Here is a 19,513-nt window from a genome sequence, read left to right on the forward strand (position 1 = left end):
TTGCGATAAGAGGTTGACTGGCTTTCAGGGGGTCTAGCCCTCCTTGTTTTGCAGCGGCTCTACTACACGGGCGATCGCCTCTTTGACGAAGCCCTTCATAAACTCGTCGCGGCGGTTAAGCTGGAACTGTTCCTGCACGACTTCGCTGATGCCGCCGTCGCCCCAGGTCTGGTTGCGGCGAAAGTATTCGATAAAGCTTTTGCCTGCGATGCGAGTCAGGTAGGCGGCAGTCGCTCCCTGGATGGCGCGGCCAATGACAAAGGTTCCGGCATTGGTTTGCAGCGCCAGCGAAAAAATTTCCACTGTGCCCCGCACCACGCCCAAGCTGATGAGCGTTTTGGCGAGCGATCGCGCCAGTTCTTTGCCCTGGTCAAGATTCATCTCACAGCCATAGACCCGACCTAGTTCCACTACCATTTGCGCGTTGACAGCGGCGGCGGCCAGCAAGTCCACCATTGGCAACGGCGTGACCGACACCACTCCTGCACTAATCCACTGGAAGCGTTCCACCACTTTTTCTGCCTGGCGCAGCCGCTGCTGGTCGAGAATCTGGCGGGCTTCGTCGCCCAACTGCTGAGATTGCAGCAGGATATTGTCGGCAATCAGGTCTTCGCCCTCTTCGCGCAGCACGGCCGACAGACGGCGCAGCAGCGGCAAGATATCAGGCTGGGGCTGCACTCGTTCGCCGTTGGGCAGGGTAAACGGCTGCGGGCTGGCGGCTACCGCTACGATATCGGCAGGCGACAGCACCGACCGGAGGCGATCGCGCAACTGCTGCAAAATCGCCTGCAAATCTGCGTCGCTGTACAAATCTGCTTTGTTCAATACTAGGATCGACCGCTTGCCAATGCTGGAGAGCGATCGCAGCGGGTCATATTCCGAGCGGCGCAGGTCGCCGTCGATGACAAACAGCAGCAGGTCGGCGCTGGCTGCCAGTTGTCGCGCCTGCTGTTCACGCGCCGTGCCCGCGATGCCTGCTTCCAAAATGCCTGGGGTGTCGGTGATCCAAATTTCTCGATCGACCCCCCGCAGCAAAAATCGAGCCGTCTTTTCCTGGGTCGTAGTGCCCATGGCTGCCCCGATATCCCCCACGCCCAGCCCCAAAATTGCGTTGATCAGCGACGTTTTGCCCGCAGATCCTGTCCCAAAGACCACCACCCGAAATTCGCCTCGCGCCATATTTTGCGCGATTTCGCGAGAGCGGTCGATCAGCGCTTGACGAGTTACCTCATCCTGAATCTGCTCGACTTGTTGCTGCACGGCTTGCAGGTTTACTTCGGCAGCTTCGGTGCGGTCGAGGGGCACTTTGACGTGCGATCGCACCGTTTTTGCCGGACGCAAGAATAGGTAAGCATAATAGCCCAACGCCACCAGCAGCCCCACCAGCAGCGCTACCACGCTCCCCACCACCAGATTTGCCAACGTCGCCGACACTGCCGCAAGCTGGGTGTAAAGCTGCGTCAGCGACGTGACCAGCCACAGCGCAAACCCCAGCCCTATCAAGAGGGCAAGAATGATGAGCAACAAGCGCGATCGCGTCATGGCAGCCAGTGCAAGAGAGACAGCAGCGGAGAATTGAGCGAAGTGGCGAAAATTGCGCCCGGTAGACCATTCAGGGTGTCTTGATTCTAGCCTCCGGGGAGGTGCAGCGAGGAAACGGCAAATGGCAAACGAGCAACGCCAAGGCGTGGGTTAAGCCCGGCAAAAAAATTGCTGCATGGCATTGCCATGCAGCAAGCTATACCTATGAAACACTCATGAAACCAAGCCCGAATTCAAGTTGCCGACAGAGCCTTCACCGGACGGAGAATAGCCTCTTGGCAAAAGTGTCTGAAGCCATTGCAGCAAACCAGTGCCCAAGTCTTTCAAAAGCCAAAGACTCAAAGCTCTAGGCTAACGGAAACAGACTACACCTATGAAAAAACTCCAGAAGACCTGAAGTTGAAAACCGATCTATAGGTATAGAGAGAATTAAGAATTAGAAGAACCTACATTCCACCGTTGCGGGGTCGTCCGCCACCGCCACCGCCGCCTTCGCGAGGCTTGGCCTTGTTGACTCGAATCTCACGACCGAGCCACTCAGCACCGTCTAGATCGGCGATCGCCTTGTCTTCCTGCTCCTCGTCTTCCATTTCTACAAAAGCAAAACCTCTTTTTCTGCCAGTTTCGCGGTCGGTCGGCAAGCTCACGCGACTCACCTTCCCATACTCGGCAAACACTTCACGCAAATCTTCTTCGGTAGCCTGAAAAGACAGGTTTCCAACGTAAATAGTCACAATCCTCTCCAAACCTAATAACGCGGGGGGGCTCGTTCGATGGATAAACCCGCAACAGCAAAGCTGACACGCCTTAGTCTTCCATTAATCGAACGCTACTTCGCTGTCATCATAGCTGATCTATTAGTAAATGGCAGTAGCATGTCAGCAAAACGTATATATCTTTTGCCAAAAATTCCTAATGGGTGCTATGAGTACAACACCACTTTGTTTTTATCAGACTCTAGGAGTTGAGTCGGGCTTGCCCTGCATTGGCTACAGTCCTCTATCAGTAGGGCTGATGAAGATGTTACAGAAAGTTTTTCTGTGCCAAATTGGGCGATCGCATTTTGTATTCTAGGCAACATTAAAAACCGTCAAACTTTGGAGGCTGCTTGACAAATCAGGGCTGATTCTTTGTCGAGCGATGTAATCTTAGAACCCAGCTTCAACCCCGTTTCCTAGTTTTTCCGCTCGGCTAACCTAGCTAGGCGTTCGGGTGAGCGATCGCCTTTTCTGCCACTGTCTTGTTACTGTCTTACTTGTTATTGTCTTATCTCCCTCCTAAATCTGCATCAGATCAGGATAGCTAGCCACAAGTTCATCGCGGCTGAGACTAGAAGACTCGTCCTGCGGGGCCCATAGCAACTCATAGATCAGCAGGTAACTGGGCGGCAGGCTACCCAGGCGGCGTAGTGCAGCCGCTAGGGCTTCGGTCGAGCGGATTTCGCCAAACAGGGGGCGATCGTCTGCTGTGCCCACCAGCAGCGTCACCACGATATAGGCAGCGGGATCGCTATCAAGCGGCTGAGACGTGGCCTGCTGGCGCACCCGCCCGCCAATGTTCACCAGCGTTTCGGCGCTCAGCTTGCTGCGCTCAGCCAGCGACAGTTGCTCAAACAGGCGCGACCCCGCTTCTCGGCTCTGGACGGTTTGAGAGGTGGCGCGAACGTGCGTCCAATATTCGGGCGATCGCAGCAGCGCCAGCACCGTTTCTCGCAGCAGTTCTGACAAGCTCTCCTGATTGCCCCAGTTGGCCTGTTGCGCCAGCGCATTTAGGTCTCGCTGCAAGTCCCGTGCCCCCGCCAGCAGCCCGATTTGAATTTGGGACACCGTTACGATGTCGTTGTATAGCTCACGGGTTGACCCGGCTGGGGCGGCTGTGCTGTTGCCGCTCGACCCTGCCCGCACGTAGTTCAGCACCACAGGCAGCAGCGCAAACCCGACGATCGCCAGAATAAACACAAAGCCCAGGTCAAACCCGCCGCCGCCCACAGGCACGACCACCGTTGGCGATGGGCGGTAGCCATAGTCGGGAATCGGCACGAACACGGGCCCCGGAATAGGCGTGGGATAGTAGCCGCCACCAGAGGGCGATCGCGGCATGGGGCGAGGGGCAGAAGGGGCAGGTGACGACCCAAATCCGCCACCCCGGGCCCGTCCACCTGCCACGGCTCCTTCCATGAGTGCCTCTGCAGTCAGCGCCGACCCGCTCGATTTCACCTGACTCAGCGCAGGCGGGTGGAGTATCTGACTGTGGGCATAGCGCGGATGGGGACGGCTAACGCTGTAGAGAAAGGCGACACTAACGACCAAAAGCAGGGCAGTGGTCAATAACAGGGCACGCAGAGGACGATTCTGCTGCATGGCAAATCTCCGGGAAATCGAGCAATTTCAAGGCTCTGGGGCATTAGAACTGGAGCATGGCTAGGATAGCACGCCCTCTATTCTGGCTGGTGTGCCCCCGGACTGAACTACAGCATTTGTAATAGATCCCTTGGGAATTAGCGAACTAGATGGGCGATCGCCCCTAACAGCCGCTCAATTTCCGACTCTAGCGTGAAATAGTGAACGCAGGCGCGAATGCAATCCGGATACAGCAGCGTTCTCAGCAGGAATCCATTTTGCTCCAAAGTCTGAACTGCCTGAGCATGGCCACAGTCTGCAAGCTGGAACGAAACCAGACCTGCTTCTGGGGGGGCGGTCCGCAGGCAGGAAACCTGCGGCAGTTTCGCCAGCCCTTCCCACAGGAGCCGACTGAGATGACAGATGCGACGATAGCGATCAGCAGTGCTGCCCCAGCGTTGATGAGTGGCGATCGCCTCACTCATCGCTCCGTACAGGGGAACATCCGAAGTCGCCACTTCAAACCGCCGCCCGTCCGGCAGCCAGCCGATGGGGTTGCCCTGTGCATCTTTCGTCACGCCGCGCCAGCCGATGAAGGTGGGGCGCAGGTCGGCCAGCGCGTTGGGTGAAACGTATAGCCCTCCTATCCCTGCTGGGCCGCACAGCCACTTGTGCCCCGTAAAGGCGTAAAAATCAGCGGCGATCGTCCCCAAATCCAGCGGCAACACACCGACGGACTGCGCCGCATCCACCAGCACGCGCACCTGCCCGCGCCGCCCTGCATAGCCATGACACAGGGCCACAATCTCTGCCAGTGGCAACACCTGACCCGTGTTCCACAAAATGTGGCTGATCACAACCAGCCGGGTTTCGGGGCGGAGGTGTTGGGCGATCGCCTGCACCGGATCGCCATGATTGAGCGTGGACAACAGCGGGCAGACCGACACTGCCAGGTCAAACCGTCGGGCCAGTTCCCGCACAATACCCACCACGCCGGGATGCTCACAGTCCGACAGCAAGATGTGGTCGCCTGCCTGCCAGTCCAGCCCCCACAGGGCAATGTTGCAGCCGACGGTCACATTTTCAGTCAGCGTGAGCGTGGTGGGGGAAATCTGGAGTTCAGCGGCGATCGCCCCCCGCACCTGCTGCATCTGCTGATGGGCCCAGGCATTGACCGTGTTGGAAAACGGCCCGTGGGTTTGCATATATTCATGCCCAGACGAAATTTCGGCGATCGCCCCCTGAGGCATCGGGCCCTGTCCGCCATAGTTGAAATAGCACTGGGTAGACAATGCCGGAAACTGCTGCCGATGTTGTGCTAGGGATGAGTCCAGATTCAGCATTTCAGTTGTGTTGAGAGCCTTTTGTAAAGACTAGGACTGGAAAAAACGAAGGCGTGAGAGTCACCCTCCCACGCCGCGCATCTTCAAAACTATAATGACCTCACTAGTCATGCAACTATGCCTGCGATCGCCGTGTTCTAGCCATCGCGATCGGCTATCCAAAAATCTGCTTTCAGGGCAGCCGATAATCTCTACAAGTTCTTACCGATGCTTGAGAGGGTTTTACACTCCAGGATGTGCTTTTAGGCTGACTGAAGGGACGCTTTTTCCTAGTGCAAAACCTGGGAAACAGAGTGCTAGAGCCTGTCCCAACCCTGGTTTCGATAGCGTTCTTCTGGCTGATATTGCCGACAAAGGCATCGCTCTAGATGCTGCACTCGATAAAAGCGTGAGAATCGATGAATGTCTAAGATAATAGGGCTATTCCGATCGAATACGCGCTGATTCAGGTAATGCCAGAGAACGGAGGAGAAGAAAGATCTGGAAGTCATAGGTCAGCAAACAGCTAAAAGAACTAGGGGTTTAGCAGACGAATGGAGCAACCTTAGGGAATAACGTCACCGAGGAAGATTTCACCAGACCTCATTCGGCAACCTATTGCCAACACTGGAACCGCGACGGTCTAGCGGTTCTAGGGCAGCAAACAATTGCCTATCTGGTGCCTATCTGGTGCCTATCTGGTGATTGAGCGTTGCATACTTTAAGCGTTCCCACATCACTGGAGGAATCTCCCACGTCACAGAAGTTCACAAGTGGATACTTGTTTTCGTGCGATCGCAGCAAAAATCCGCCTGGCTATTCCAGCCGCACGGTCTGCTAGAACTGGGTTCCAGCCCTCCTAAAAGCCGATTGCGTTGAATAGCCTTGGCGCACACATCCTCCACCACGTAAATCTTAAAGAAGCCTTAAGACTCAATAAAACTGTCGCCAGACGGAGAATGCCCATCCCTTCAGTTACCTTTTCATCAGCTTAGGAGAGATTTCGGGACGGGACAGGGACAGATCTTTCACCGTCCGCTGACTACCACTTGCCATCGCTTTCGCTATACACTGGGGCTTCTGCCAACGATTTTGTGAATTTTCGTATATGTTCATTTTGTTGATTGGCTTGGATCGGCATTGATTGGCTTTGATTCGCTAGATCGTTCCTGCGTTGATCTGAACTTGTTTCTAAGGCGGGATGTGCAACTTTGCTGTCCTCCTCACCCTTTTCTGGTATGCCGAAGGCTTTAAGCCTGCTCCCAGAGCGGGAGAGGGGCTTCGAGCCTCTTTTGCTCCCCTTCTCCTGACTTGGGAGAAGGGGGTGGGGGATGAGGGTAGATTAGAAAGTCGCACATTGTGTTTCTAAAGCAACCGACTTGTTTCTAAAGCAACCTATGACCCAGCTTCCAGATTCTCTAGACGAGGCGATCGCCCAAGCGGTGCAATCGACCGAAGCCGCGATCGCCGATGGGCTGACTCGCCTTCAGGTAGAGCTATTGTTTCCCGAATTGCCTATGATGCCTGTGGCGCAAGCGTTTGTGGCCGGTTTTGCAGAACGAGGCAGCGGGCTACGGGTGTTTTTCCCCGATGCAGGGGCGGCTGCCCTGGCCCGGCGCGACTGGGGCGAGGTGCCCTACGCGGTTCGTGGCATTGAGGATGTAAAAACCGAGATTCAGCCGGAGGAAACGCTGATTCTCTTTATTCAGCCGTCTTCGGTGGAGGTGGGGAAGGTCGAGGCGCTGTGTCAGCAGGCGGGCGATCGCCCGGTGGTGTTCTTCAACCCCCGGCTAGAGGATGTAGCAACCATCGGCATTGGCTATGCCGGACGGCAACTCCGGGAGCGATTCCTGAACCAGTTCCAGCCCTGCTACTCGATTCGTCCGCTAGAGAACGCCGCCGTGTTTCGCGCGTATCCCGCACTGTGGCAGGTTTGGCTAGAGCAGGACGAGACGTATCAGCTTGTGGCTGAAGAGGCGCAGCGCCCTGCTGGAGAAGCGCTAGATACGATTCTGCTGCGAGCGATGGGGCAGGAACCCAGTTCGCCCGTCCCCAATCGGGGGTTGTTTGCGGAGTTGCAGCGGTTTTTGCGGGCCCTGAGTCAGTAGCGCCTCTGGAAATCACTGGGCAAGCTTCATGGGAACTTGTCAAAAAATTCACGGGCGATCGCGGCGAAAGATTAGCCTCTCTGGGCATAATGAAAGAAATACCCCCATTTTCCACCCATTTGGGATGCGCTGGGTATCGCTCTGATAGCAGCCTCACTCATCAGAGCGGGTCAAAAATTCCTTGCCCATCTCTGGTTCAGTTCTGGTTTAGTTTAAGTCTGTGAATCGCTGTGGTACGAAGGCTGGGCGGAGTGCTGATCTGCTGAGCGTGTTTCTGGCTCCGGAGGAAGATCGGTTTAGGCTGTATCTGTCTTTATGGAGCGTTTTTAGAAGTCCTTGCTTTGCCTCGCTGATCGCTTGGATTCAGATGAATGCTGAGTCAAAACGAAGAGTTCTTAGCGTTCAGCGCGTTCAGCATTGCCATCAGGGTGTGTCAGGGCGTATCAGGCAAATTCGAGCTTTGGTTTGAGCTTTGGGTGGTCTAGCCAATAGATTAGGAAGGTTTGCGGTGGGCAATCGGCGCATTTTTATTGGAGACGTACACGGGCACTATGATGGCTTGATGCGCCTGCTAGAGGTGATCGCCCCAGACGCAAGGGATCAGGTCTACTTTCTTGGAGATCTGATCGATCGAGGGCCCAAAAGCGCGCAGGTGGTTTCCTTTGTGCGGCGGCAGGGCTACGTTTCGCTGCTGGGAAACCACGAGCAAATGCTGCTAGAGGTCATGCCCCACGGCAAGCTCTCCTATCAGGCGCTACAGGCGTGGCTATTTAGCGGTGGCCAGACCACGATGCAGAGCTATGGCAAATCTGACGACCTGCTGATGGAACATGTGACCTGGATGCGATCGCTCCCCACCCACCTCGACTTGGGCGACATCTGGCTGTCTCATGCGGGAATGCACCCCGCCCTGTCCGTCGCCGACCATACTGCCCAAGAATATTGCTGGGTGCGCGACGAGTTTCATAGCATGACCCGTCCCTATTTCCCCAACAAGCTCATTATTACTGGGCACACGATTACCTTTACGTTGCCCAACGTGCCGCCAGGGGCGATCGCCCAAGGGCAGGGCTGGCTTGATATCGACACTGGAGCCTACCATCCCCGCAGCGGCTGGCTCACCGGGCTGGACCATACCCACCAGCGGGTGTACCAGGTCAACGTGCAAACTCAGGAATCGCGAGTGCTGCCCCTAGCAGAAGCCTCTGTGCAAATTGACCCAGCCCGCGTGATGGCGCGCCGCCGCCAGCCGATGACCCTGGAGGCGCTAACTAAGCCTGTATAGTGCCGTTGTGTAGTCCGTTTGTAACCCGTTTGTAACCCGGAGCCAGCAGCGTTTTGCAAGCCCCGCCTGTCTGGAATTTCCGTAGGACTTACGCAGTTGGGCAATTTCTCGCGGGCGCAGCCCGCGAGAAATTGCCCAACACCCAGAGAGCTTATCGCAAGTGCGTAAGTCCTGTTCCGATTTGGGACAATCTCGGTGTCCGAGGGCGTGCCAATGTTGCGATAATGCTGGCATGTCTATTCTGAGCCACTCCGGTGCCAAAGCCAGTGCCTATCCCATCCGGCAAGATTGGGTATGGATAACTGCGCTGCTCATTGTGGCGCTGCTGCTGATGACGGTCAACCTGGGTAGCGTGCCGCTGCGCGATTGGGACGAAGGCACCGTCGCACAAGTGGCGCGGGAGATTTGGCGATCGCCCCCAGAAGCGCGGGCCTGGCTGTTTCCGACTCTGGGCGGTGAACCCTACCTGAATAAGCCGCCGCTGATGCACTGCCTGATGGCGATCGCCTATGGCATCGGCGGGGTTAATGAGTGGACTTCTCGGCTGCCGGGGGCGATCCTGACCGCGCTTTCGGTTCCGCTGCTATACGCCATTGGGCGCGAACTGTTTCCTGGTCGCTTGCCCTCGCTGCTGTCGGCGCTGGTGTATCTTGCCTGGCTGCCCGTTGTTCGCAACGGTCGGCTGGCAATGCTGGACGGGGCGGTGCTGTGCTGGCTGCTGCTGCTGGTGTGGTGCGGACTGCGATCGCGTCGAGACACGCGCTTTGCCCTGGGGATCGGCCTCAGCTTGGGGCTGATTTGCCTGACCAAAGGACTGATGCTAGGGCTGCTGCTGGGGAGTATTCTGCTCGTTTTCTTGATTTGGGACACGCCGCGTCTGTTGCAGCAGCCCTATCTGTGGGCGGGTATTGCCCTGGGCAGCGCTCCGGTCGCCTTCTGGTATGCAGCCCAGTGGGGGCACTATGGCAGGGAGTTTCTGGGGCGAAACCTGGTGCAGCAGTCCGCCAGCCGCATCTGGAAACCCGTCGAGCAAAATGACGGCCCGCCCTGGTATTACCTCCTAGAAATTGTGAAGTATGGCGTGCCGTGGGTGGTGTTTTTGCCAGCGGGGATTCGCCTAGCGCAGAATAATCTGATTTTTGGCTGGGCAAAGCTGGCGCTGGTGTGGAGCGGTCTCTATTTTGCCGCCATTTCCCTCATGTCTACTAAGCTGCCGTGGTACGTGCTGCCGCTGTATCCGGCGCTGGCGCTGCTGGTGGGGGGCAAACTGGCTGACCTGTGGCGGGAGGGACGGCAGGTGGGCGTGCGGCAAATGCCAGGAGAGGGCTATTCGCCTCTCTGGTGGCAAGTTTTGGGCGGGCTGGGGCTGTTGGGCTGGATTGGGGCGGTGTATCTGGGATGGATTCAGCAGCCGCGCGAGGTGGATGTGGGGATTGTGATGGCTACGCTAGCGGCGGCGCTCACGGTGGCGGCGGTGCTGGTAAGGCGGCAAAATCCGCAGTTTATCGGCGTGCTGATCTGGGGGATGTACCTGTCGCTGCTGCTGCTCATGCTGACTCCCCACTGGCTATGGGAGTTGGCGGAGGCGTTTCCGGTTCAGCCTGTGGCGGCGCTGGTGCGATCGCACACCCCGGCTGGAGAAACGGTTTATAGCTCCTATGGCGATCGCCGCCCGTCTTTGGAGTTTTATAGCGATCGCCGGGTTTTGCCGGCCAATGCCGAGCGGCTGCAAAAGCTATGGACGAACGAACCGCAGGTTTATCTACTGCTAGACGAGGCGGCGCTGAAGTCTTTGGAATTGCCCCAGAAACGGGTTTTGGGGCAGGCAGAGGGATTTACGCTGGTGCAGCGGGTGCGCCCGCCTGTGCAAACGCCGCCCCTATGATATTCGGCGATATTCAGCGATATTCGGCATCGCATTAGGGAATCGCCCAAAGAAAATCTCCAGAAAAATTCCCCGAAGAAATTCCCCAAAGAAATTCCCCAAAGTCGCTATGCTGAGGGAATATGGCTGAAAACGGGTTTATTCGTTCGTTCAACAGGTTTAGGACTCACGAAGTGGAACGATTTTTCGAGGTGTCGCCCGTGAAAAATCGTTCAAAATCCAAAAAACTTATCGCAAGTGCGTAAGTCCTGAGGTTAATTTTTAACAGGATTCTATTAGAAACTGAAGGGTATGAAAAAAGCGTTATATCTACTGGCGGCAATTAGCGATCGCGACTTTGAGTGGCTCTTGCAGGCAGGGAAGCGGCAAGGCGTGCCCAAGGGATCGGTGCTGATTTCTGAAGGACAGCCGATCGACGCGCTGTATGTGGTGCTGAGTGGGCGATTTGTGGTGTCGGTGGCTTCGCCAGATGGCGATCGCCCCATTGCTGTGCTGTCCTCTGGTGAGGTGTTGGGGGAAATTTCCTTCATCGACTCGCGCCCGCCCACAGCGACGGTGAGAGCGGTTGAAAATTCAGTAGTTTGGTCAATTCCCCGGATGCAGTTGACGGCTAAACTGTCGCAAGATGTCGCCTTTTCGTCTAACTTCTATCGGGCGCTGGCGGCCTTTTTGAGCGATCGCCTGCGAACGACGGTCAGCCGCTTGGGCTATGGGGGCGACTCGCCCAACGTGCCCGATGATGAATCGCCCGACCACCACAATCCCCAGGTGTTCGATAACCTGGATCTGGCAAAAGCCCGCCTAGAGTGGCTAGTGACGCATTAGCCCAGTGATGCATTAGCCCAGTGACGCATTAGCCCAAATGTGACCTTCCCGGCGTTGCCCTATGGATTTCCCGCCAGCGCGACAGCGGTTCTACCAAGAGATTCACCAGCCCGATGAAGCCATCGACTTGGCACGGGCCGCACTGTATATCGCACAAGAAGAATATCCCCCGCTCGACCCGGAAGAATATCTCAACGCGCTGGACGTGATGGCCGCAGAGGTTGAAGAGCGCTTGCCACCCGAACGCTATCCGCTGCGGGTCATCCAAGCGCTGAACCGCTATCTATACGAAGACCTGGGCTATGTGGGCAATGCCGCGCAATATTATGACCCGCGCAACAGCTACCTGAATGACGTAATTGAGCGGCGGCGGGGCATTCCGATTACGCTGTCGCTGGTGTATCTGGAAGTTGCAAAACGAGTTGGCTTCCCGATGGCGGGTGTGGGGATGCCCGGTCACTTTCTAATTCGCCCGACCGTGGCAGATATGGATATACTGATCGACCCATTTCATCAGGGTGCAGTGATGTTTGCTGAGGACTGTCAGGAGCGGCTGAGCCAGGTGTATGGGCGGTCTGTGGAACTGCGCCCAGAGTTTTTGCAGCCAGTCAGCAATCGTCAGTTTTTGGCGCGGATGCTGACCAATCTAAAGATGATTTATTTGAACCAGGAAGATCTGCCGCGATCGCTCTCTATGGTCGAACGTATCCTGATGCTGTTTCCCGATGCGCCCCAAGAACAGCGCGATCGCGGCATTTTGTACTATCACCTGGGTCGCTGGCCGGAGGCATCGCTGGATCTAGAAGCCTATCTTGACCAGGTTCCCACTGCCAGAGATGCCAAGTTGATTCGTAATCTACTGGCGCAAATGAGCGGTTCTTAGGCCTGCCCTGCTGACTGAACCTGAAGCTGATTCAGCAGACGCTCGAACCGCAGTTGGGCGATCGCCACGCCGTCTTCCTGGGAAACATGACCGTTGGCGGTGGGTTTTGCGCCCTCGTCGCCTAGCTGCTTCACCGTGCCCCGCAGTCGCTGCGACAGCAAAATCGCCAGCGCTCGATAAAAACGGCAGCCAAAGCCTTCATCCTGCTGGAGCTTTTCGGCGAGTTGGGCGCGAGGAATCGCCAGCACCGTAGAATCTTCCAGCGTTTGCACCGTCGCCGAAGGTGGGCGCGAGTCGATAAACGACATTTCTCCCACCAGCTCGCCACTCGATAGGCGAGCGATCTGTCGGCCGTCCAGCGCCGAAATCGACACCACCAGCGTCCCATCCAACAAGATATAGAGCGTGTCTACCGGATGCCCCTCGTAAATCAGGACGCTGCCCGCGGGCACCTGTTGCTTGCGACCGACCTGCACGAGCCAGTCAATATCGCGATCGCTCAACTCACCCAGAATACACAGAACCTTTTGCATGGGCTGCTTCCTTGATAATCTTCAATCCCAAATCGCGGTCATTTACAACAGATGATCAGAGCCATCGCTCTGCCACCAGTAGAAGCACCCAAACCGAACTCGGCATCGAACCTTGAATAGCTGTGTGCGACTGGTCAAAACAGCCTTAATCTGCTGGTTTGACCTCAGGACTTGGCTGGCTCCAGGGTTGTTGCCCTAACCAAACTCTGTAGTCGAGAGAGGCTTGTGAGTATCAATTTCTCACGTGTTTCTACATCTTATACTGAGGTGGCAGGGTGAAATCCGCAGAAGACCTTAAGGTTCTTCGTAAGGGCTTGACGAATCGAGCCATGCTGGTGCGAGAAATTACATGAATCTTGCTGTGCTGAACCCAGGTGTGGGCTGAGAAACATTCAGCTAGAAAATTCAGCTACTATGCAGTCAGATATGCTGTCAGATATGCAGCCAGACGCTTTCCTTCCCCTCTAGGCTGTCTAAATGGTTCGCTGGGCAGCGGGGCATTTCGGCGCGGGTCGAGCCTTCTGTCCCTTGACTGCATCAATCCTAATGAATCCTGAAACCCTGACAATTCTATGATTTCTGATCTGCAACATCTGCTCTCTACTCTAGACCTGGATGCAGACTGGATTGGACTCCGGGCAGTCAGGGAAACCGCTGCCAGTTGCTATGTCCGCGATGGGCTGCCAGAGGGCAATGCCAAGTCGCTGAATCAGGGCGTGATGGTGGAGGTCATGGCGCAGGGGCAGATTGGCTATGGAGCGGTCAATTCCTTTCAGCCGGAACAGATCCGCGCGGCCGCTAAAACCGCCTATCAGCAGGCGATCGCCGCCAGCCGCTGGGGCATTTATCCCGCTACGCCCGCCATTCGTCCCAAAGTGGTGGGGCAATATGCCTCGCCGTTTCAAAAGCCGCTGAATGCCCTCTCGCCAGGAGAGATCAACGAGCTGCTTGTGCGCCTCTGCAAGACGCTGAAGGTTTCGGAGCAAATTGTGCAGACGCTCGCCGTTGCCCGTCACGAAACCGTGGATTCCTGGTTTGTCAGCAGCAACGGCTCTGAGGTGTATCAGCAGTTGTCACTGATTGAAACGCACTATGGGGCGATCGCCCAGGACGGCCCCATCGTGCAGCAGCGCAGCAACAACGGCCACCTGGCGCACTGCTATCAGGGCGGCTGGGAGCTATTTCTAGATGACCAGCTTTGGAGCCGCGCCCAGCACATTGGCCAGCAGACGGTCGAACTGCTGACGGCCGAGGAATGCCCCACCACCCGCACCACGCTCGTCCTCGCTCCCGACCAGATGATGTTGCAAATTCACGAAAGCGTTGGCCATCCGCTAGAGCTAGACCGCATTCTGGGGGATGAGCGCAACTACGCGGGCGGCAGCTTCGTGAAGCCGTCAGACTTTGGCAGCCTCTCCTATGGCTCCCGGCTGATGAATGTTACCTTTAACCCTGCCGTGCCGAATGAATTTGCCAGCTACCGATTTGACGACACGGGCGCACCCGCCAGTCGGGAATACCTGATTCGTGAAGGCGTGTTGCAGCGGGGGCTAGGCAGCCTGGAAAGTCAGGCGCGGCTGGGGGTTCCGGGGGTGTCTTGTGCCCGTGCCTCGTCCTGGAACCGCCCACCCATCGACCGCATGGCCAATTTGAACCTAGAGCCAGGAGAAGATTCGCCCGCCGCGATTATCGCCGACATCGAAGAGGGCGTGTATATGGAGGCAAACCGCTCCTGGTCTATCGACGATCAGCGCTACAAGTTTCAGTTTGGCTGCGAATATGCCAAGCGCATCGAAAACGGCAAGCTGACCAAAACGCTGCGAAATCCCAACTATCGCGGCACGACGCTCGACTTCTGGCATCGGCTGAGCCGCATTGGTAATTCAGAAACCTGGGAAATCTACGGCACGCCCTATTGCGGCAAAGGAGAACCCAACCAAGCGATTCGCGTGGGTCACGGCTCTCCGGTATGTGCCTTTGAAGAGGTGGAAGTGTTTGGCGGTGGCTGATTTGACGTTGGACAGTTTCGTGAATGAGCAATTTTGCAGGGCTTTTGAACAGTTGGCCTTTAGATGGCTTTTGAATGGCTGTTAAACGGTCAAACTTGGACGGTACTACGCTAGAGGTTAACGTGACGCATCTCAACCTTGAAACCACACCTGAAACCACACCTGAAACTGGAGCGGCGATCGCCCTAGATGCGTTAGAAGCTGAGTTTTCTGACCTAGCAGCGGCGATCGCCGAGCGGCTATTGCCAGAGGAACAGTTCACGCTGGGGCTAAATGCTGAACAGAGCCAATTTGTGCGGTTTAACCACGCCCGCGTGCGGCAGATGGGCGGCATTGTGGATTGCCAAGTGGGGCTGACGCTGATGGCAAACCAGCGCACTGCGTCCTGGCGGTTTCCGCTGACGGGCAATTGGGACACAGACTGGGCGATCGCCGCCGATGCGCTGGCCGACCTGCGGGCCGACCTGCCTCATTTGCCGATCGATCCCTATCAAGTGTTGCCGTCGGGCGATGCCACCAGCCGCGACGTGCATCACGGTTGCCTGCTCGATCCAAATGCCGTGGTGGATGCTGTGCTGCCGGAGGTCGATGGGCTGGACTTTACGGGCATCTACGCGGGTGGGCGAATGCTGCAAGCCTACGCCGACTCGGTGGGGCAGCGGCACTGGTTCGCCACGGACTCCTTCTCGCTGGATTATTCGCTGTTTACCGCCGACGGGCAGGCTGTGAAGGGCACCCTAGCAGGCAGCGAGTGGGATGCGGCTGCCTACGCCGCCAAACTGGCCGATTCCAAACAGCAGCTTGAGCGCCTCGCCCTCACCCCCAAACCCATTCCCAAAGGCGGCTATCGGGTTTATCTGGCTCCGGCGGCGCTGGCTGATATTGTGGCGATGTTCTCCTGGGGCGGGGTCAGTGAGGCATCGCTCCAGCAGGGCGAAAGTGCCCTGGGCGCGTTGCAGCGGGGCGATCGCACGCTGTCTTCTCAATTCACCCTGCGCGAAAACTTTGCCTCTGGTCTGGTGCCCCGGTTCAACCACCTGGGCGAAATTGCCCCAATGGAGTTGACGATTATCGACCAGGGCAAGCTTGTGAACACGCTGGTCAACTCGCGCACCGCTAAGGAATATGGCAAAACCGCCAATGGGGCAAACAGCGCCGAATCGCTGCGATCGCCCGAAGTGTGTCCCGGCAGTCTGCCTGCTGCCGACGTGCTGACGGCGCTGGAGACGGGGCTGTACCTGTCTAATCTGCATTACCTGAACTGGAGCGATCGCCCAACCGGCCGCATCACGGGCATGACCCGCTACGCCTGCTTTTGGGTGGAGCAAGGCGAGATTGTGGCCCCGATTGAAAACCTCCGCTTTGACGAAAGCCTCTATCGCTGCCTCGGCGACAACCTGATTGCCCTGACGCAGCAAATTGAATTTATCGCCACTGTGGACACCTATGAGCGCCGTCGCCTCGGCGGAATGTGGGTTCCCGGTGCGCTGGTGGAGGACTTTACCTTCACGCTCTAGCGGGCGGTCGATCCAGCATCAAACGCTGAAGGGGTCGGCAAGTCTTTCCGGGCGGGGCCGCCGCCAGCGACCGTTTGGACGAAGCTTAGACCTTTCTGACTCGTATCTTTCACAACATGGCAAACTCAGCGCTCTGGCTTAGACTAGGCGCTAGTTTTTGCACCGTTTCACAGCAGTAGGACTTACGCAGTTGGGCGATTTCTCGCAGGCTGCGCCCGCGAGAAATCGCCCAAGACCCAGAAAGTTTATTGCCAGTGCATAGGTCCTGAGCAGATTAAAACACTCCAAAAGCTTTGAGAGAAATTCGGCTTCTTCTGGTTCAATGCTATGGGAAGCGCAACGTGTAACCTTCACGTCCATTTACGAATTGCGAATTCACGAAATTATTTGAGGATTAATCATCATGGCGGCGATCGCATCCATTAAAGCCCGCGAAATTCTCGACTCTCGCGGCAACCCGACGGTAGAAGTAGACGTGACGCTGGACGATGGCGGCTTTGGGCGGGCGGCAGTGCCTTCTGGCGCTTCGACGGGAACCCGTGAGGCCCTGGAACTGCGCGACGGGGACAAGGGCCGCTATGGGGGCAAGGGCGTGCTGAAGGCGGTGGCAAACGTGAACGGGGCGATCGCCGACAAGCTCAAGGGAGCCGATGCGTCGGATCAGAAGGCGATCGACCAGACCATGCTGGATATGGACGGCACCGAGTACAAGAGCAATCTGGGCGCGAATGCCATCCTGGGCGTGTCGATGGCGGTGGCGCGGGCCGCGGCCGATTCGGCAAACCTGCCCCTCTATCGCTATCTGGGCGGTGAAGCCGCTGTGCTGCTTCCTGTGCCCTGCTTCAATGTGCTAAACGGCGGGGCCCACGCCGACAACAGCGTAGACTTTCAGGAGTTTATGATTGCGCCTGTGGGTGCCCCCAATTTCCGCACGGCGCTGGAAATGGGGGCAGAAACCTATCACGCCCTCAAGTCGATCCTCAAGGGCAAGGGCTATAGCACGGGCGTTGGGGACGAAGGCGGCTTTGCGCCCAACCTGAAGGCAAATGTCGAGGCGGTGGATTTGATTCTAGAAGCCATTACGAAGGTGGGCCTAAAGCCCGGTGACGACATTGCGCTGGCGCTCGATCCCGCCGTTAGCGAGATGTGGCAGGAGGACGGCACCTACATCAACTTCAAGTCCGACAAGGCCATCCGCACCACAGAAGACCTGATTGCGATGTGGGAAAGCTGGGTAGCGCAGTATCCCATCGTGTCTCTAGAGGACGGTCTGGGTGAGCAAGATTGGGAAGGCTGGAAGGAACTCACCAAGCGTCTGGGCGACAAGATTCGGCTAGTCGGCGATGATGCCTTTGTGACCAATCCCACCATCATCAAGCAGGCGATCGCCGACGGCGTAGGCAACTCGTCATTGATCAAGGTCAACCAGATCGGCAGCGTCACAGAAACGCTAGATGCCATTGAGCTGTCTCGAAGTGCTGACTACACAGTCATGATCAGCCACCGCTCTGGCGAAACTCCGGACGACTTCATTGCTGACCTGGCCGTTGCAACCAATGCGGGTCAGATGAAAACGGGCGCACCCTGCCGGGGCGAGCGCCTGTCGAAATATAACCAGCTTCTGCGGATTGAGGAAGATCTGGGCGATCGCGCTCAGTATCCTGGGCTTGCGGCCTTCAAGAAGTAGGCAAAAGGGGCATTTTTCGGGTGTGACACGCCTGAAAAATGCCTGGAAAATGCCTGGAAGATGCCTGGAAAATTCCTAGACAATGCCCCATCGCCGCCGCCAGCTTGTGGTTGATTCCAGCGGAGCCTGCTGTTGCTCTTGCTGATGTCGCGTCAGGATGGCGGCGGCGCTGTCGCTGAGGCTGGGGTCGCGGTAGGGCACGGCGGCGCGGGTGTGCAGATGCTCTTGCTCCATTGGCGAGAGGGGCAGCAAGCCATCGGACGACCAGGCGGCCACCGTGCCCTGGGACCATTCGTGGGGTCGGCGTGCGGCTCCGGCGGGCAGAGGAATATTGCCAAGGTGTAGTCCCGCTGCCTGCATTGCCGCCCGCACCGAGGCCGAACGCGAATAGGTGGCTAGAACTCCCGTCGGACTGAGGCATGTCGCCACCTGCGCGAAAAACTCCACCGTCCACAACTGGGGGCAGCGGCGCGGCGAAAACGGGTCAAAGAAGATTGCGTCCGCCTGGAAGTGTTGTGCCACCACCTGCCGAATGGTCTGTCGTGCGTCGCCGATCAGCAGGCGGGCGCTGAGTTGGAAATCTTGGAATTCGGACTTTTGGGCGATCGCCCTCAGCACGTTTTGCACCGGGGGCGACCAGGCGGCGAGTAGATCCGGGGCGATCGCTGCCTGGGGAACAGTCGGGTCTAGCTCTAGGGCGATCGCCTCCACTCGACAGGTCGGATTTTCTGCCCACACCGTTTCCAGCGCAGCGGCCGTGTTGTACCCCAGCCCGTAGCACACGTCGAGCAGGCGGATCGGCGGCGAATCGGATTCCGTAAACTGCCGGGCCAACGCCGCCAGCCGCGTCACCTGGGCAAACTTTTCAAACGCCTCGGCTCGTGCCCCCAGCCGACTGTGAAACGCTTCGCCAAACGCTTCCGAAAAAAAAGTAAAAGAACCGTCTTCGGTGCGCTGGGGCACCCAAGCTAGTTCGTTTGGCAGTCTGTCATTCGGCTGCAACGCTCGTCAACCTAGCAAAACGACCGCTAGACCCGCGCTTCCATCGACTGGAGCTTGAGAAACTCGGTATTCACACCCGACTCGCGCACCAGCGCAATCTTGCCCGTGCGGGCCACTTCGCGGATGCCAAAACGACCAAGCTGCTGCACGATCGCCACCATTTTGCCGGGATCGCCCACCACTTCTAGCGTCAGCGAGTCTTCGCCCACGTCCACCACCCGCGCTCGGAAAATCTGCGACAGTTCAATAATTTCTGACCGGGTGACGCTAGTGGCGTTGACCTTGAGCAGCATTAGCTCTCGCTCGACGCAGGGCGTTTCGGTAATATCCTGCACTTTGAGGACATTGACCAGCTTGTATAGCTGCTTGGTCAACTGCTCGATAATCGAGTCGTCTCCGGGGACGACCATCGTGATCCGCGAAATGCCAGACTGTTCCGCCGGGCCAACCGCCAAACTTTCGATGTTGAACCCCCGTCGGGCAAACAGGCCCGCAATCCGGGTCAACACGCCCGCTTCATCTTCGACCAACACAGAGATAGTATGCTTCATGGGATGCGATGGGACTGCGAACCGC

15 protein-coding genes are annotated in these 19,513 nt (G+C 57.3%); 8 read left to right on the forward strand and 7 right to left on the reverse strand.

The features are described from left to right. Positions 1-33: 33 nt before the first annotated feature. From JTM80_RS06875 to JTM80_RS06890, 4 genes are all read right to left on the reverse strand, one after another. Positions 34-1,542 (reverse strand): YcjF family protein, encoded by a 1,509-nt coding sequence (locus JTM80_RS06875; protein ID WP_172353280.1) that lies wholly within the window; start codon positions 1,540-1,542, stop codon positions 34-36. Between the two features lie 446 nt (positions 1,543-1,988). After that, positions 1,989-2,276, reverse strand: a complete 288-nt coding sequence (locus tag JTM80_RS06880) for an RNA-binding protein (RefSeq protein ID WP_068508672.1) — start codon at positions 2,274-2,276, stop codon at positions 1,989-1,991. A gap of 543 nt (positions 2,277-2,819) precedes the next feature. Next, positions 2,820-3,902, reverse strand: coding sequence for a DUF1517 domain-containing protein (locus tag JTM80_RS06885; protein ID WP_205370835.1), 1,083 nt, complete (start codon positions 3,900-3,902; stop codon positions 2,820-2,822). A gap of 137 nt (positions 3,903-4,039) precedes the next feature. Then, on the reverse strand, positions 4,040-5,224 hold the full coding sequence (locus JTM80_RS06890; protein ID WP_205370836.1) for an aminotransferase class V-fold PLP-dependent enzyme: 1,185 nt from the start codon (positions 5,222-5,224) through the stop codon (positions 4,040-4,042). A 1,376-nt stretch (positions 5,225-6,600) separates the two neighbouring features. Here JTM80_RS06890 and JTM80_RS06895 point away from each other — a divergent pair. The 5 genes from JTM80_RS06895 to JTM80_RS06915 all read left to right on the forward strand — a co-directional run bounded on the left by JTM80_RS06895 (position 6,601) and on the right by JTM80_RS06915 (position 12,189). Then, positions 6,601-7,311 carry a DUF1995 family protein gene (locus tag JTM80_RS06895; RefSeq protein WP_172353276.1) on the forward strand — a complete coding sequence of 237 codons (711 nt, stop codon included), beginning with the start codon at positions 6,601-6,603 and terminating at the stop codon, positions 7,309-7,311. 508 nt (positions 7,312-7,819) lie between these two features. Further along, complete coding sequence (locus tag JTM80_RS06900; RefSeq protein WP_225906783.1) at positions 7,820-8,596, forward strand: metallophosphoesterase family protein; 777 nt, start codon at positions 7,820-7,822, stop codon at positions 8,594-8,596. A gap of 232 nt (positions 8,597-8,828) precedes the next feature. Next, the gene (locus tag JTM80_RS06905) at positions 8,829-10,481 is read left to right on the forward strand and encodes a glycosyltransferase family 39 protein (RefSeq protein ID WP_205370837.1); all 1,653 of its coding nucleotides are present in this window, start codon (positions 8,829-8,831) and stop codon (positions 10,479-10,481) included. A 291-nt stretch (positions 10,482-10,772) separates the two neighbouring features. Beyond that, positions 10,773-11,306, forward strand: a complete 534-nt coding sequence (locus tag JTM80_RS06910; protein ID WP_172353273.1) for a cyclic nucleotide-binding domain-containing protein — start codon at positions 10,773-10,775, stop codon at positions 11,304-11,306. Between the two features lie 61 nt (positions 11,307-11,367). Then, the gene (locus JTM80_RS06915; RefSeq protein ID WP_172353272.1) at positions 11,368-12,189 is read left to right on the forward strand and encodes a SirB1 family protein; all 822 of its coding nucleotides are present in this window, start codon (positions 11,368-11,370) and stop codon (positions 12,187-12,189) included. On the opposite strand, the gene JTM80_RS06920 is transcribed toward JTM80_RS06915, so the two are convergent. Next, on the reverse strand, positions 12,186-12,722 hold the full coding sequence (locus JTM80_RS06920; protein ID WP_205370839.1) for a cyclic nucleotide-binding domain-containing protein: 537 nt from the start codon (positions 12,720-12,722) through the stop codon (positions 12,186-12,188). The two genes, JTM80_RS06915 and JTM80_RS06920, sit on opposite strands and share 4 nt — an antisense overlap. Before the next feature lie 572 nt (positions 12,723-13,294). Here JTM80_RS06920 and JTM80_RS06925 point away from each other — a divergent pair. From JTM80_RS06925 to eno, 3 genes are all read left to right on the forward strand, one after another. Continuing rightward, entirely contained in the window at positions 13,295-14,731 is a 1,437-nt protein-coding gene (locus JTM80_RS06925) for a TldD/PmbA family protein (RefSeq protein WP_205370840.1), read from the forward strand. 179 nt (positions 14,732-14,910) lie between these two features. Next, complete coding sequence (locus JTM80_RS06930; protein ID WP_399367881.1) at positions 14,911-16,248, forward strand: TldD/PmbA family protein; 1,338 nt, start codon at positions 14,911-14,913, stop codon at positions 16,246-16,248. Between the two features lie 403 nt (positions 16,249-16,651). After that, positions 16,652-17,935 carry a phosphopyruvate hydratase gene (gene eno, locus JTM80_RS06935; RefSeq protein ID WP_172353268.1) on the forward strand — a complete coding sequence of 428 codons (1,284 nt, stop codon included), beginning with the start codon at positions 16,652-16,654 and terminating at the stop codon, positions 17,933-17,935. Between the two features lie 75 nt (positions 17,936-18,010). Here the strand turns inward: eno and JTM80_RS06940 are convergent, their stop codons facing one another. Together JTM80_RS06940 and ilvN are read right to left on the reverse strand one after the other, a co-directional pair. Beyond that, positions 18,011-18,898 carry a tRNA (5-methylaminomethyl-2-thiouridine)(34)-methyltransferase MnmD gene (locus JTM80_RS06940; RefSeq protein ID WP_228721679.1) on the reverse strand — a complete coding sequence of 296 codons (888 nt, stop codon included), beginning with the start codon at positions 18,896-18,898 and terminating at the stop codon, positions 18,011-18,013. Between the two features lie 65 nt (positions 18,899-18,963). Further along, positions 18,964-19,488: an acetolactate synthase small subunit gene (gene ilvN / locus JTM80_RS06945; RefSeq protein WP_172353267.1), complete on the reverse strand. Its 525-nt coding sequence runs from the start codon at positions 19,486-19,488 to the stop codon at positions 18,964-18,966. Positions 19,489-19,513: the final 25 nt, after the last annotated feature.

This window comes from Thermoleptolyngbya sp. PKUAC-SCTB121, from assembly GCF_016919485.1.
Lineage (GTDB): Bacteria > Cyanobacteriota > Cyanobacteriia > Elainellales > Elainellaceae > Thermoleptolyngbya > Thermoleptolyngbya sichuanensis.

What these genes read in the sequence shown, in the direction of transcription:
- JTM80_RS06890 (WP_205370836.1), bottom strand. Translation starts at nt 5,224, where the DNA reads ATGCTGAATCTGGACTCATCCCTAGCACAACATCGGCAGCAGTTTCCG.
- JTM80_RS06925 (WP_205370840.1), top strand. Translation starts at nt 13,295, where the DNA reads ATGATTTCTGATCTGCAACATCTGCTCTCTACTCTAGACCTGGATGCA.
- eno (WP_172353268.1), top strand. Translation starts at nt 16,652, where the DNA reads ATGGCGGCGATCGCATCCATTAAAGCCCGCGAAATTCTCGACTCTCGC.
- JTM80_RS06915 (WP_172353272.1), top strand. Translation starts at nt 11,368, where the DNA reads ATGGATTTCCCGCCAGCGCGACAGCGGTTCTACCAAGAGATTCACCAG.
- JTM80_RS06895 (WP_172353276.1), top strand. Translation starts at nt 6,601, where the DNA reads ATGACCCAGCTTCCAGATTCTCTAGACGAGGCGATCGCCCAAGCGGTG.
- JTM80_RS06885 (WP_205370835.1), bottom strand. Translation starts at nt 3,902, where the DNA reads ATGCAGCAGAATCGTCCTCTGCGTGCCCTGTTATTGACCACTGCCCTG.
- ilvN (WP_172353267.1), bottom strand. Translation starts at nt 19,488, where the DNA reads ATGAAGCATACTATCTCTGTGTTGGTCGAAGATGAAGCGGGCGTGTTG.
- JTM80_RS06910 (WP_172353273.1), top strand. Translation starts at nt 10,773, where the DNA reads ATGAAAAAAGCGTTATATCTACTGGCGGCAATTAGCGATCGCGACTTT.
- JTM80_RS06875 (WP_172353280.1), bottom strand. Translation starts at nt 1,542, where the DNA reads ATGACGCGATCGCGCTTGTTGCTCATCATTCTTGCCCTCTTGATAGGG.
- JTM80_RS06905 (WP_205370837.1), top strand. Translation starts at nt 8,829, where the DNA reads ATGTCTATTCTGAGCCACTCCGGTGCCAAAGCCAGTGCCTATCCCATC.
- JTM80_RS06920 (WP_205370839.1), bottom strand. Translation starts at nt 12,722, where the DNA reads ATGCAAAAGGTTCTGTGTATTCTGGGTGAGTTGAGCGATCGCGATATT.